10 protein-coding genes are annotated in these 14584 nt (G+C 60.1%); 9 read left to right on the top strand and 1 reads right to left on the bottom strand.

The features are described from left to right. From flhC to GFU70_RS10845, 9 genes are all read left to right on the top strand, one after another. Positions 1-567, top strand: a complete 567-nt coding sequence (gene flhC, locus GFU70_RS10885; RefSeq protein WP_058546291.1) for a flagellar transcriptional regulator FlhC — start codon at positions 1-3, stop codon at positions 565-567. 226 nt (positions 568-793) lie between these two features. Further along, positions 794-1678, top strand: coding sequence for a flagellar motor stator protein MotA (gene motA, locus GFU70_RS10880; RefSeq protein ID WP_058546292.1), 885 nt, complete (start codon positions 794-796; stop codon positions 1676-1678). Further along, positions 1675-2577 carry a flagellar motor protein MotB gene (gene motB, locus GFU70_RS10875; protein WP_058546293.1) on the top strand — a complete coding sequence of 301 codons (903 nt, stop codon included), beginning with the start codon at positions 1675-1677 and terminating at the stop codon, positions 2575-2577. Before motA ends, motB begins: the two co-directional genes overlap by 4 nt. Positions 2578-2680: 103 nt before the next feature. After that, a complete protein-coding gene (flhB, locus tag GFU70_RS10870) occupies positions 2681-3850 on the top strand; it encodes a flagellar biosynthesis protein FlhB (RefSeq protein ID WP_058546294.1) in 1170 nt (389 codons plus the stop codon). Continuing rightward, positions 3847-5940: a flagellar biosynthesis protein FlhA gene (gene flhA, locus GFU70_RS10865; RefSeq protein ID WP_058546295.1), complete on the top strand. Its 2094-nt coding sequence runs from the start codon at positions 3847-3849 to the stop codon at positions 5938-5940. The genes flhB and flhA overlap by 4 nt, the downstream gene beginning before the upstream one ends. Next, positions 5937-8228 carry a flagellar biosynthesis protein FlhF gene (gene flhF / locus GFU70_RS10860; RefSeq protein WP_153388016.1) on the top strand — a complete coding sequence of 764 codons (2292 nt, stop codon included), beginning with the start codon at positions 5937-5939 and terminating at the stop codon, positions 8226-8228. Before flhA ends, flhF begins: the two co-directional genes overlap by 4 nt. After that, complete coding sequence (locus GFU70_RS10855; protein WP_226921089.1) at positions 8225-8737, top strand: hypothetical protein; 513 nt, start codon at positions 8225-8227, stop codon at positions 8735-8737. The genes flhF and GFU70_RS10855 overlap by 4 nt, the downstream gene beginning before the upstream one ends. 179 nt (positions 8738-8916) lie before the next feature. Then, positions 8917-9609, top strand: coding sequence for an RNA polymerase sigma factor FliA (locus GFU70_RS10850; RefSeq protein ID WP_058546298.1), 693 nt, complete (start codon positions 8917-8919; stop codon positions 9607-9609). A gap of 6 nt (positions 9610-9615) precedes the next feature. Beyond that, entirely contained in the window at positions 9616-10935 is a 1320-nt protein-coding gene (locus GFU70_RS10845) for a UDP-glucose dehydrogenase family protein (RefSeq protein ID WP_058546299.1), read from the top strand. Positions 10936-11008: 73 nt separating this feature from the next. Here GFU70_RS10845 and GFU70_RS10840 read toward each other — a convergent pair whose 3' ends face one another. Continuing rightward, entirely contained in the window at positions 11009-14458 is a 3450-nt protein-coding gene (locus tag GFU70_RS10840) for a tetratricopeptide repeat protein (RefSeq protein WP_153388015.1), read from the bottom strand. Positions 14459-14584 lie beyond the last annotated feature (126 nt).

Genomic DNA, 14584 nt, shown 5'->3' with positions numbered 1-14584 from the left:
ATGTCAGAAAAAAGCCTGGTCACCGAAATGCAGCAAGTGCAGCTGGCAATCGAACTGATTGAACTGGGCGCACGCCTGCAGGTGCTGGAAACCGAGACGTCGCTTAGCCGTGGACGCCTCATCCGGCTGTACAAAGAGGTTCGAGGAGCCTCTCCGCCCAAGGGCATGCTGCCCTTCTCCACCGACTGGTTCGTCACATGGCTACCGAATATCCACTCATCGCTGTTCTACGGCATGTACCGAAGCATGATCGAAATTGGCGGATACCGGATCGATGCGTTCGTCAAAGCCTATCGCCTCTACCTGGAGCAGGTCGGCGACCAGGAGGGTGAGCTGGTGCTCGGCCTGACACGCGCCTGGACGCTCGTACGTTTTTTTGAAAGCGACATGCTTGAGCTGATCCGCTGCTCATGCTGTTCAGGCGAGTTCGTTGCGCACTCTCACGCACCGGTACAGAACTACGTCTGCGGGATCTGCCAACCGCCGTCACGCGCAGGAAAAACCTTGAAACGCCGGGACATCGAAGCCCAGTTGCTCGATCGCCTGCCTCCGGTACGCAAGGTGTAAAACAAAAAGCCTCGCCAAAAAAACCCGCGATTGAAAGGAGCAGGTAAATCCAGATGGGTTTATCCCTTGCCACCGGGCGCTTGCGCGCACCGGTGGAATTTTGCCTGCACCACCTGCCGCCCCCCCGCCGCGCCCGCGCCGCAAAGCGAAGAAAATAATTCAAGTTCTGGACACCCCTGCCGATATTCCGCAGGTCATCTATTTCTTGAAATTAAGGAACGACCACGTGCTCATCGCAATAGGGCTTACCGTTGTACTTTTGTCGGTGTTCGGTGGCTTCGTCCTGTCCGGTGGCAGCCTGGGCCCACTGTATCAGCCCACTGAACTGCTGATGATTGGAGGGGCCGGTATCGGAGCGTTCATCGCCGCGAACAACGGCAAGGCCATCAGGGCCACGCTCAACGCCGTCTCACGCTTCAAACGTAGCGCCAAGTACGACAAAGCGTTGTACATGGAGCTGATGGCGCTGATGTATATCCTGCTGAGCAAGGCTCGGCGCGAAGGCATGCTCGCCCTGGAGCGGGATATCGACGAGCCCGGTCAGAGCCCGATTTTCAGCCTGTACCCGCGACTGGCCAGCGATCCGATGATCATCAATTTCATCACCGATTACCTGCGCCTGTTGATCAGCAGCGCCATGCAGACCCACGAGCTCGACGAACTGATGCTGCACGAAATCGAAGAGTTCGAACACGAAGCCCATTTGCCCTCCGACGCCCTGTACAAAGTCAGCGACGCATTACCGGCCTTCGGCATCGTTGCGGCGGTCATGGGGGTGGTCAAAGCCTTGAGCTCGGTCGACGTGGGTCCGGACTTGATGGGCCAGATGATTGCCCATGCACTGGTCGGCACCTTCCTCGGCATCTACCTGGCCTACGGCGTGGTTGCACCATTGGCCAGCCGGATTGATCGACAAGCCGCCGAGTCCGCCAAGATGCTGCAGTGCATTCGTGTCACGCTGCTGGCGAGCCTGCAAGGACTGCCACCGCAACTGGCCGTTGAGTTCGGTCGAAAGGCCCTGCACACCAGCGAAAGACCCAGCGCGCTGGAGCTGGAAAGCTACGTGCGTGGCAGCGGTGGCAACGCCCCACTTGGCCTGGAAAAAGTATGAGCGAGCAGCCGATCATCATCCGGCGCAAGAAAAAGGCCGCGCACGGACATCATGGCGGGGCCTGGAAAATTGCCTTCGCCGACTTCATGACCGCGCTCATGGCGCTGTTTCTGGTGTTATGGGTATTGTCCAACGCCAGCAAAAGCGACAAGGATGCCATTGCCGAATATTTCAGTACCCCCTTGCTGGTCGCCATGAGCAAAGGCGATCGCAATTCGGCGAGCACCCGTGCAATTCCCGGCGGAGGCCCGGACCCACGCTTCTCCCAGGGCGAGCAGGCACGCCTGAATCAGCGCCCCGAACACTTGTCCGGCGAGGAACGCCGCCGCCTGGAGTCACTCAAGCAACGATTGGAAAGTGCCGTGGAGCGCGATCCGCAACTCAGGGAGCTCAAGCAGCAGATTTCGATAGAGCTGAGCCCGGAAGGTTTACGCGTGCAGTTGCTCGACACGGACAAACGCCCCATGTTCGAACTGGGCAGCGCCAATGTCGCGCCGTACTTACGCAAGCTCCTGCGGACCTTCGCCCCCGTACTCAATGAGCTGCCCAATCGCATTCAAATCAGCGGGCATACCGACAGTCACCCGTATCCCGGCGGTGAGGCCGGCTACAACAACTGGGACTTGTCCGCCGACCGCGCCAAAGCCTCTCGCCAGGAGCTGGTCGCCGGCGGCCTGGATTCGGACAAGTTGCTGCGTGTCTCCGGCATGTCCGATCGCATCCGCTTCCACGGTGCCGGCCCTTATGACGCGTCCAATCGACGAATCGAAATCATCGTGCTGGACAGCCGCGCTGCGCAGCGGATTTTGTCCCAGGACGAATACGGTCCGTTGGACATACCTGAACCAACCCCCTCGGAGCCCTCCACAAGCAAACCTGCGGAACAAACCGGACATTAGCGCTCGATTGTGTGTGGTGTTTCCACGATCGGGTCTCTGGGCGGCTGCGCACAATAGCGACCTTTGACATGTCGCGCGGGTCGCCGCAGGCGCTTGGAGAGCCATGGCCGAGACCAGCAGAGAGGACAAGACCGAAGCGGCGTCGCCGCGACGCATAGAGAAGGCCCGTGAACAGGGCCAGGTCGTACGCTCTCGAGAACTGAACACCTTCGTCATGCTGCTGGCCGGCATCGGCGGGCTGTGGATGATGGGCGGCAAACTGTATGACAACCTCGGTCAGGTCATGGAGCAGGCGCTGCTGTTCGAACGCGCACAACTGTTCGACACCGCACGCATGCTCAGTGTGCTCTGGTCATTGAGCCAGATCGCGCTGTTCGCCTTGGTCCCGTTCTTCGCCCTGATGACCTTCACAGCCATGGCCGCACCGGCGCTACTGGGAGGACTGGTGATTACCCTGGCCGCAGTACGGCCGCAGTTTTCGAGGGTCAATCCGATGAGTGGGCTGGCACGGCTGTTTTCCGTGCAGGTGTTGGTCGAACTGGCAAAAGCCATCGCGAAGGCGACGTTGATCGGCACGGTGCTCTACTTCTTCCTCAAGGCGCACATAGGGCAATTGCTGGCCTTGCCACAAATGCCCGCACAGCAAGCCCTGGCAGCGGTCATGGAGTTGACGGCCAAGTCCTGTGCGATGTGTGTGACGGCATTGATCATCGTCGTTGGCATGGACACGCCTTATCAGTTGTGGACGTACGCGAAAAACCTGCGCATGTCCAAGGAGGAACAACGCCAGGAACACAAGAACGCCGACGGCGACCCCCACATCAAGGCGCGAATCCGTCAGTTGCAGCAGGCACGTGCGCGGCGACGGATGATGAGCAAGGTGCCCAAGGCCGACGTCATCGTCACTAACCCCAGCCATTTCGCCGTGGCCCTGTCTTATCGAAAAGACGAGCACGGCGCCCCCAGGGTGGTTGCCAAGGGTGCCGACGATGTGGCCCTGCGCATTCGCGAAATCGCCCAGGAACATGACTTGCCCGTGCTGCAAGCGCCCCCACTGGCTCGCGCCCTTTACTTCCACGTCGATCTGGATCGTGAAATCCCCATTGAGCTTTACACCGTTGTCGCCGAAGTCGTCGCCTGGGCCATACGCCTCAAGCGCGTCAATGAGCATGGCGGTGACGTTCCACCGACCCCGGTCAATCTGTCCGTACCACCGGGTATGGACCAGCGTGGCCCGCGTAACGCGAAACCTGAGGATGAGCAGAACGAATGAAAGGCATGACCGACTTACTCGGACCTGATTCCTGGCTGGCCAAAACTGACCTGAAGATCATGACCGGGCCCGTGTTGATCGTCCTCATCCTGTCGATGATGATCCTCCCCCTGCCGACGTTTATTCTGGACCTGCTCTTCACCTTCAACATTGCCCTGGCAATCATGGTCTTGATGGTGAGCATGCTCACGGAGAAGCCGCTGGATTTCTCTGCGTTTCCCTCTGTGTTGCTGTTCACCACCTTGCTGCGCCTGTCGCTCAACGTCGCCTCGACCCGAGTGATTCTAATGGAGGGGCATACAGGCCCCGATGCCGCCGGAAAGGTTATCGAGGCCTTTGGCGAGTTCCTGGTGGGCGGGAACTTCGCCGTGGGCCTGGCGTTGTTCCTGATTCTGGTCACCATCAACTTCATGGTGATCACCAAAGGTGCCGGACGGATCGCAGAGGTCGGCGCGCGCTTTACCCTGGACTCGATGCCCGGCAAGCAGATGGCAATCGACGCCGATTTGAACGCCGGCCTGATCGGCGAACCGCAAGCCCGCCAACGACGCAAGGAGGTCGCCCAGGAAGCCGACTTCTTCGGGTCCATGGACGGCGCGAGCAAATTCGTGCGGGGCGACGCGGTAGCGGGCCTGGTCATCATGGCGGTCTGCATCATCGGCGGCCTGGCCATCGGCATCCTGCAACACGACATGGTCTTCAGCGACGCCGCTCACACCTACACCATGCTGACCATCGGCGACGGTCTGGTGGCTCAGATCCCTGGCCTGGTGATTTCCATCGCCGCGGGTGTCACGGTCTCGCGGGTCAATACCGAACAGGACGTGGGCCAACAGATGATGGGCCAACTGTTCAGTCGGCCCAAAGTGCTGATGATGACCGCAGGCGTGATGGGGTTGCTCGGGCTGGTCCCGGGCATGCCTAACCTGGTGTTCCTGATCCTCACCGGATTGCTCGGCGGCCTGGGCTGGTGGTTCTCCAAACAGGAGGAGGCGCCCGTGGAAAACTCGATCCAGACCCTGTTGCCCAAATCGGCGTCACAAAGTACCGAAGCCACATGGGATGACGTGCAGCTGGTCGATACCTTGAGCTTACGCGTGGGCCACCGACTGATTCCATTGGTGGATGTACGCCAGCAAGGCGAGCTGGTCACACGTATCAAAAGCCTGCGCAAAAAGTTCGCCCAGGACGTCGGCTTCCTCCCCCCAGTGGTGCATGTGCGCGACAAGCTTGAGCTGTCACCCAACACCTACATCATCAGCCTGAAAGGCGTTGAGATCGGGCGCGGCGAAATCTTTCCCGGCAAGTGGCTGGCCATCAATCCTGGCAAGGTCACCCACGAGTTGGCAGGCACAGAGGCCGTGGACCCGGCGTTTGGTTTGCCGGCCATCTGGATCGAGCCGAATTTGCGTGAACACGGACAGATTTATGGCTACACCGTGGTCGACGCCAGCACCGTGACGGCCACCCACCTCAACCATTTGCTGCACCAACACGCCAAAGACATGCTCGGCCGCGGCGAAGTGCAAAAGCTCCTGGACAAACTCGGTCCAGACAGCAAAGGGTTGATCGACGAAGTCGTGCCCAAGCTGGTGACGCTGACCGTCTTGCAACGCGTGCTGCAGAACCTGCTGGAAGAAAACGTCTCGATCCGTGACATGCGCACCATTCTCGATGCCCTGGCCGAACATGGCGGCGCGCAGCAACCGCCGGATGTGCAAGAGCTGACCGCCGTGGTGCGCATCGCCCTGGGCCGCTCGATCGTCAACCAGTTGTTTGCCAACAAACCCGAACTGAAAGTCATCGGACTGGACTTCAACCTTGAACAGGTACTGATGCAGGCCGTGGGCAATGGTGGGTCGCTGGAGCCTAGCTTGGCAGACAACCTGATGCACCAGACTTCGCTGGCCCTTAAGCGCCAGGAAGTCAGCAGCGAACCGCCCGTGCTGGTCGTGCCGAACAAGCTGCGCCCAGTGCTATCGCGCTTCTTGCGGCGGCGCTTGCGTCAATTGACGGTGATCTCCCTGAGCGAAGTGCCGGATGACCGCACGCTTCGTATGATTAACGTGATAGGAGCAACGCCCAAGTGAGTGCCCAACGTTTTATCGGCGCCAACAGCCGCGAGGCGATGAATCAGGTTCGTCTTGTCTTGGGTGACGAAGCCCTGATCCTGTCGAGTCGCATGACCGAAGACGGTGTCGAGATCATGGCACTGGCACCAGAAGCACAGCCGCCGGCCGCTGCAGCGTCAACGCTTGCCACACTCGCCGAACCGGACGACATCGTGCAGGTCAGCGCGCGCCAAGCCGCTGCCGCATACGCCAACCAGCTCAGCAGGCCATCTCCCCCGCCTGTTGAACGGCCCGTGGCGGCGAGCGCCACATCAGCAACCGTCATGGATTTCGCCACGCTGAGTGAGCGCCTGTTGAACGAAATCCAAGACATGCGCCAGCTCATCGATCGCCAGACACAACGTTCGGGCACCGACCTGGGCTGCCGGTCCCAATTGCTCAACCGGCTGCTTGATGCAGGTTTCAGTGCTCAGTTGAGCGAGGAAATACTCGGCACGACGCCTACCCCGCTGCTGGGCCCTGACGCCACCCCAGCCAGGCTGCAAAGCTGGTTGGCGCAAAAGCTGGACAGCCAACTGAATCAACTTGTCGATGAGGCTGAACTGTTCGACAACACACGTCTCATCGCCCTGGTGGGGCCGACCGGCGTGGGTAAAACCACCACGACCGCCAAACTGGCGGCCCGATATGTGATGCGCCATGGCGCCAATCAAGTCGCCTTGATCACCACGGACCACTTTCGTATCGGCGCCCACGAACAACTGCGTATCTACGCTCAATTACTGGGTGTCGAACTGCACACTCCGGGGCCTGGGGCGGAACTTGATCCGCTGCTGGCCGAACTGGCCGACAAGCGACTGGTGATCATCGACACCGTAGGCATGAGCCAACGCGATCAACGCTTGCTCAAGCAAATCACCCAACTGGGCTCAAGCCGCCAGGCCCTGCGACTGATACTGGTGATCAATGCGACCAGCCACGGCGACACCCTCGAAGAAGTGGTGCAAATCTATCGCAGTGCCGCGCTGGCTGCCGGTTGCCGACTGGATGATTGCATCCTCAGCAAATGCGATGAGGCCGCACGGCTGGGGCCGGCGCTGGATATCATTATCCGCCACGGCCTGTGCCTGAATTACTTGTCCGTCGGCCAGCAAGTACCTGAGGACTTGCAGCTACCCGCCGCGTCGACATTCCTGCAACAAGCATTGGATCTCTCTCACCCGTCGCTGTTCGCTGCAAAACCGGACGTCTCGACGCCTCGGCAACTGGACGCGCTCGTGCGCGGTTTATTGAGCCAGAGCCGGATTATTTCGTCGTTGCGCAGCAGCTTGAGTCAACAGATCGCAGGGTTTGCGCAACTGCTCGATACCTGGCCGCTGATGGATCTGCCCCAAGCGGTGCAGCACCAGCGTTGGGCGGCGTTCCTGAGCACGCAGGAGCGTTGGACGCCTGCCGAACCCAATGGCCTGCTGCTGTGGGGAACGCCTCGCCCCATGCCCGGAGCCACGTGGAACATGCCTCTGTTAACGGTGGACAACGCTGCTCATTTGGAGGCCCGGCCATGGCTGACACACCGAATGCCGATCGGTCCGCAACCACGCTTGGACTGGTGCCAGCCGCGCTGGCCGGCCCATCGTCATGTGTGGTCCGCCTGCCCGAGCCCACAAGTACTTGAAGTATTGCGTCATAACGGGCAGACGTGGTTAAGCCCCGTCAAAGGTCGCCAGCGGGTCGTCCATCAAGGTGAGCTTAAGCCCCTTGGCACGTTGCTCAGCTGCTGCGACGAGGTGACTGTTCATGAGCTCAGGTACCGCGGCCGCAACGTGCGCCTGAACCTGAGCCATCTGCCGGTCACGCTCAAGGGCGCGCCTCACGCCCCCTTGCGCGCTTGGTTCGGCACGCTGCATGACAGCCATGGCGGCCAGTGCCTGGGGCAACGTTGGTGGTTGGCCAGCGGCGACATACAAGAAGCTTTGCAGGGTCAGATGGCCGATCTCATCTTGCAATTGAAGCATGATGAACTGGCCAGGCTCACCGGGCGTGGCTGGACGCTATTGACCGGCATTCAGCCGCACCTGAATGCCGAAATTCGCGTGTACCTGGCGGCCGGACTGGCCGCAACCGCCGTGCGACTGAGCAACGACAGCGAGGACTGGGCCTTTCAGGCACGCACTCAACTGGTGGGTCTGCTGCCTGAAAAGCGCACTGACAACGCATCGGGGCTCCTTGAAAGCTTGTTGCATTTACTGACGATCAACGATGCTTTGAGCCGCATGCACAACCCTCCCACCCGTATTTGCACATGACTGGCCCCCAGTTCCTATCTGCGGTGGACACCCTGGATCAGGCCGCCGGCCTGCGGCGCTGGGCCAGGCAAAACCAGGCCGCCCCCACTGCGACGGTCCGAGAGGTCGAACGGTTATCGCCAACGCCGCCAGATCGAACCTTGATGTTGTTCGGCTCGGCGCAGATGGCAGGCCAGGTTTATCAAACCCTGGAACGCTGGCACCACCAGGGTCACCCCTGGGTCGGTCACCCCAACCGCTGGCGCGTACTGCCTGTGTGCAACAGTCGCCAGGACCTGCAAGCACTGGCCCAGCGGCAACCGTGCTGGGGCCTGTGGGTCGACAGCGACCTGGATGCTTTCCGCCGGACGTTCCAGACCTTGCGCCAGCTCGGCGAGCAAGGTGGCCCCAACCAGGTACTGGCGCTGCACCCCGGGTTTTCCCGACAGGGCCTGCTCGGCAACTTGCAGGATGCAGCCCGACGTTATCTCGGCATTCGATTGTTGCTCGTCGATGAAGCAGGCCACTGAGTCATTCGTCATTGGCTGGCACACCTAAGCGGGGAACATGTCGTGTAGCGCATGGCTGTTCCACGCTTAAGGGGCTCGGGGGAGCGGTAATAATCCTGATATTACGACTCCAGGCATCACACGGCTTCCAACTGTGCGGATGCTCATTGCCATTTTTTTGTCTTTCGCAGGCGCGCACGATGTATACGGCACAGGGCAAGATGAACCAGCAGGAATTGCTCCAGCAGTATTTACCCTTGGTCCGACGGCAAGCATTAGGTTTGAAAACGCGGTTGCCAGCCAATATCGAGCTGGATGATTTGATTCAAGCCGGCAGCATTGGCCTGCTTGATGCGATGACTCGCTATGACTTGAACGTGGGGGCGACGTTCGGAACCTACGCCTCGCAGCGTATCCGCGGCGCCATGATCGACGAACTGCGTACCCGTGACTGGGTGCCTCGCAGCGTGCGCCGCAACGCGCGCGCGCTCGAAAATGCCATGCATCGCGTGGAGCAAAGCCTGGGGCGGCCGGCCAAAGAGCGTGAAATCGCGGACGCAATGGGTTTGACACTTGCCCAGTATCATCAGGTACTCAGCGACACCAACGGCAGCCAGATGCTGCCCATCGACGATGTGAACGAAGAGCACATCGATGAGACATGCTCCCGGCATATCACCCCCTTCGCCGAACTGGTCAACGATCGCAACCGCACCCACCTCATGCGCGCCATTGACGCCCTCCCCGAGCGGGAAAGACTGCTGCTCGCGCTGTGCCACCACGAAAAACTCAACCTGCGGGAAATTGGCCTGGTGCTAGGCGTCAGCGAGTCTCGCGTCTGCCAGTTGCACAGCCAGGCCATTGCCCGCCTACGCGCAAGCATGGCGGAGTAGAGAACCATGAAAATCAGCGTATTCGGCTCAGGTTATGTGGGGCTTGTGGCAAGTGCCTGCCTTGCCGATGTCGGCCATGAAGTGATGTGCATGGACATCGACCCCCAACGCATCGAACTGCTGCGCAACGGCGAAGTACCGATCCATGAGCCCGGTCTGAGCGCACTGATCCATACCAATGTCCAGGCTCGGCGCCTGTTGTTCTCCACTGATGCCGCACAAACCGTTGCCTTCGCCGATCTGCTGTTCATTGCCGTGGGTACTCCGGGCGACGAGGACGGCAGCGCCGATCTGCAATATGTGCTGGCCGTAGCACGAAACATTGGTCAGCACATGCAGGGCTATAAGGTCATCGTCGACAAATCCACCGTCCCGGTTGGCACCGGGGAAAAGGTCCAGGCGAGCATTCGCGCTGCGCTGGCCGATCGCGGTGTGCAACTGCCGTTCGAGGTCTGTTCCAACCCGGAATTCATGAAAGAAGGCGCCGCCATCGACGACTTCACCCGCGGCGCACGCATCATCGTCGGCACCGGGTCGGACGCGGTCAAAGCCCTCATGCGCGAGTGCTACGCCCCCTATAACCGCAATCACGACAAGCTGATGTTCATGAGCCTGCGCGCCGCCGAGCTGACCAAGTACGCCGCCAACGCCATGCTGGCGACAAAAATCAGTTTCATGAATGAAATGGCCAACCTCGCCGAGTGCCTTGGGGTGGACATAGAAGAAGTTCGCCATGGCATCGGCAGCGATCCGCGGATCGGCTATGACTTTATCTACCCCGGTTGCGGCTATGGCGGTTCGTGTTTCCCCAAGGACATACAAGCCCTCAGTCGCACGGCCCAGGATGTCGGCTACGACCCGCAATTGCTCAGAGCGGTCGAAGCGATCAACCAGCGACAGAAAAACTCCCTGTTCAAAAAGCTCGAACGGGCCCTGGACGGTCAGTTGCGGTATAAAACCATTGCCGTGTGGGGACTGGCGTTCAAACCCAACACCGACGACATGCGCGCCGCCCCCAGCAGAGACTTGATGGAGTCCTTATGGAACGCTGGCGCCAAGGTACAGGCCTACGACCCGCAAGCGATGCTGGAGTGTCGGCGCATCTATGGCGAACGCGACGATTTGCTGTTGGCCGCAGACCGTATACAAGCCGTCAAGGGTGCCGATGCCTTGGTGATCTGCACGGAGTGGAAAGCCTTTCGCAGCGTCGATTTCACCTGGCTCAAACAGCAACTCAAGCTTGCCGTGGTGATCGATGGGCGCAACTTGTACGAACCAAAGGCTCTGCTGGACGCCGGATTGACCTATTCGGCAATCGGCAGGTGAGCGTGGCGTCATCACCGCCTCCCCGGCTCCTCAGCGACAACGTTCCCATGTCCCCATGGGAACGTTCCATCCGTCACTCGGCGTAGGCCACCTCGTTATAGCTCCCCACCAGCCAGGTCAACTCCGACCGGGGTACTTCAGTCAGAGGACGCAAGTCAAACCTGGCCATCCGACCGACAAACTCGGTCGGCGCCAGCAATCGCTCGACCACGTGATAGTGAGGGCGGTCGAGGTAGTCATCGAACAGCACGATCATCGGCTTGTTCGCCCGCAGATAGGCAGTCACGAAGCAGGCAATCCGAAAGCGTCCATCGATCAGAATGACATCGGGCTCCTGGAAAAACGGCTCGTCCCAGACCTTCAGTGGGTAAGTGTGGAATCGTTTCCAGGCCCGGGCGTTTTTTGGCCGCGCCCACTTTCCGGTTTCGCCGACATCGACGGGATAGATCACCGGCCGCGATGGCAGCTCAGCACTGGCGATCCAGTCCTGCATGTTCTTGGCCCAATGCGCGTCGTTTTCTACCGAAATGACCGATTTGCCTGGCATCCTGGCGGCAATGATGGTCGAGCCACCACTGCCGTATTCCAGAATCACCGACGCCTGCGAATAAATGCGCCTGAGATAAACCGCGACCTCCTCGGGGAACGTCACCTGGGGTTCCTCTATCAGTGCCTGCGCGGCACTTGACGTGGGGGTATCGCTGCCTGTGGCGCCTGCTTCGCCCCGCTGCGCCGCAGCGGCCGGGCGGGACGGCGATGAACCCTGGCAATGCTGGCGATACTGCTGCGCCAAATCACTGTCCATTGCCGCGATAAGTTGCGTCGCCACATCATGCACGCCATATACCGTGTGCAGGATGAACGCCAGCTTCAAACGCTGGTTGTCCGACAGTGACGCCAGTCGCGCCGCGTCAGGTAGGAACAATGCGTCTGCACAGACCAGATGAGACGCGCGCAGTTGCACGCAATGCTCGTCCTGCGGCAGATGGCTGGCGTGCTGGAGTTTGTTCAATCGATAGAAACTGAAACCCAGTCGCGCAAGACTTTTGCTGATAAGCCCCATATCGGATTGTTGACGATGGGTCGGTGTGAAGTTGATGCGCGCCTGCACCAGCAGCGTATCGGCCAGCCGCCGCGTACCATGTTCAATGACGGCCACGCTGTTGCTCAGGTTGTCCAGCAACAGCCAGTCAACGGACTGCAAACCCTTGATGCTGTCGAGCTTCAGTGTCGGCAGTGCAAGCTTGGCCAGGACTTTGGAACCGGAATCCGGATGGGCCGCGCCCAGAGGTTCCAGCGTGGCGCTCATGGCCGGATCAAGGCACGCATAGAGGGTCGTCGCCCGACCATCACCCAATGCCGCATGGGGGTAATGATGCAGTTCGCCCATCTGCCCCAATTGCTTGGCATTGGCTACGCGACTGGCCGGATCGAATGCAATCGTCGAAAAAGCGCCCAGCCTTTGCAACTCGACAAACTGCGCCGAAGCCACCAGTGTCGCCCCATGATCCAGCGTAACGATCTTGCCCTGAAATTTGAAACTGAACCCCTGCTCTTCAAGTGGCGCAATGGGGTGCTGGAGGTCCACGTTATCGGCCTCATCGCTGAACCTGGCCTGCCCCTGCGTGTCCAGCGTCAAGGCCGCCGCGGGCTTACCCTCACAATAACGCTGCCAGATGGCCCGCATGGCGCTACTGAAATGGTTTGCAAAACGCCGACTGTCACAGACCGGTGAACGCATCAGCACGTCACGCAAGTGCCCGCGGATCGTCGAAAGGCTTTTCACATCCCCGGCCAGGCCGATCACCCGCTGGCGGTACTCATCCCAACTGTTGACCACCAATTCTGGAAAACCGGCATTGACCAGGTGGGTGGCCGAATGGCGCCCGGCGAAGGTCGGCCCCGGCAAGGTGACCACCGGCACGCCCATCAATAAAGCCTCGCAGGTTGTCAAGCCGCCGGAATAAGGCCAGGGATCGAGCGCAATATCGATACGGTTGTAAGCCTCCAGCAGCGCCTTGTGACCGACCGGCCCCTCCACGAGCACATGCTCAGGGTCGATGCCCTGGCGGGCCATGAAACCATGCACATGTTCGCGCAGCTCACTGTTGCCGAATGCCCCGCCCTTGAGCAACAAGCGCGATGCAGGCGTCGCCAGCATCAATTTCGCCCATTGCGCCAACAGGACATCATTGACCTTGGTTGGATTATTGAAGCATCCGTAAGTGATGAATCCGTTCTCCAGCGCCGGCAACGGCTTGATGTCCGGTGTGTAGGGCGGTGGGTCGTAGCAGATGTAATCGTCGGGCAGGCGAATGAGTTTTTCGGTGTAGTACGCATCCTCGCCTTCAGGCGACTCGATGCGGTCGCTGAGCAGGTAGTCGATCGCGTCCAGCCCCGTGGTATTGATCAACCCGCCCACCCACTTGACCAGCAATGGTGCCGGTTGCAAGGCCATGGTGCCCATCCGGTTGCCGGCGTTGTGACCGCACAAGTCGATCAGGATATCGATCCGGTCGTCACGAATGCGCTGGGCCAGGGTGTGCTCATCCATATGCTTGATCGCGAGCCATTGCTGAACCGTCGCGCGAATGCGTCGCGTCAAGTGATCACATACCTGGCTGGTGCTGTAGGCGAACAATTCAAACTGATGCCGTGGCAGCTTCTCCAGCACCCCCACGATCATGTTGCCCACCGGATGTTGGCGCAAGCCATCGGACACCAGACCGATACGCAGGCATCGGTCCGGGGCTCGATCCTGTGCCTCGGGCCGTGGCGGAACGGATTTCGGCCCGAAGCGCGACTGCCATTGCTTGCAGACCTCGAAGATGTAGTCGCGACTGCGCTCAGGATCGTAATGCAGCGACGTCAGGCGATTGGAGTACGGCAGTACATCCTTGCGCCGGGCCAGCGACACTGCCTTTTGATAGTACTCGTCGGCCTTGGCCAACCGACCGATGTCCTTGTACAGATTGGCCGCATTGTTCCAGTGACTGTAGTCACCCGGTTCTCGCACGATCAGCTTGTCGAACACGGCGATGGCCTCGCTGTAGCGCTCAAGCCGATTGAGGACCAAGCCTTTCCTGGACTGCATGCGACAGTCATCGGGGGAAATATCCAGTGCCCGCTCGATGTGCTGCAAGGCTTTGGCGAACTGGCCTTTTTCAAAATAAAGCGTGGCCAAGCGATGATGGCCTGCTGCGAAATCGGGTTCTATTCCCAGGGCCTGGAGGGCAAGCGCCTGGGCCCGATCGGCCTGACCCAGCTTTTGCGCCGCCTTGGCCACCAACTCCAACGTCTGTGGGTCGTCGGGCAGCAGGCTCAGTGCTCGCTCGAAACTGGCCAGTGCTCGCTCAGGCTCGGCCTTGAACTCCAGATTGCCCAAGTCTTTCCATACCTGTGGGTCACGCGGACGCTGCTGGCTCAGCCGTCGCGCCTGGGCGAGGTCTCGCGTATCCGCGGCACGATTTGAGGTCGCAGAGGTGGTTTTTTTGTGCAATCGGCCGCGTAAGGGCTTGGGCATGAAGGACAGCCTCGCAAAGGAAAAGTCTGCCGCAATGCTATCGCGCCACTTGCTGCGGCAAAGCCCGGATAAACCCACGCCAGCCCCGCGATAACGCGGTATTGCGTGGTGACCAGACAACGAAAA

The organism is Pseudomonas brassicacearum (assembly GCF_009601685.2).
Classification (GTDB): Bacteria; Pseudomonadota; Gammaproteobacteria; order Pseudomonadales; family Pseudomonadaceae; genus Aquipseudomonas; species Aquipseudomonas kilonensis_B.
Note: the sequence above shows the minus strand (reverse complement) of the source record. Positions and strands in the feature narration are given on the sequence as shown.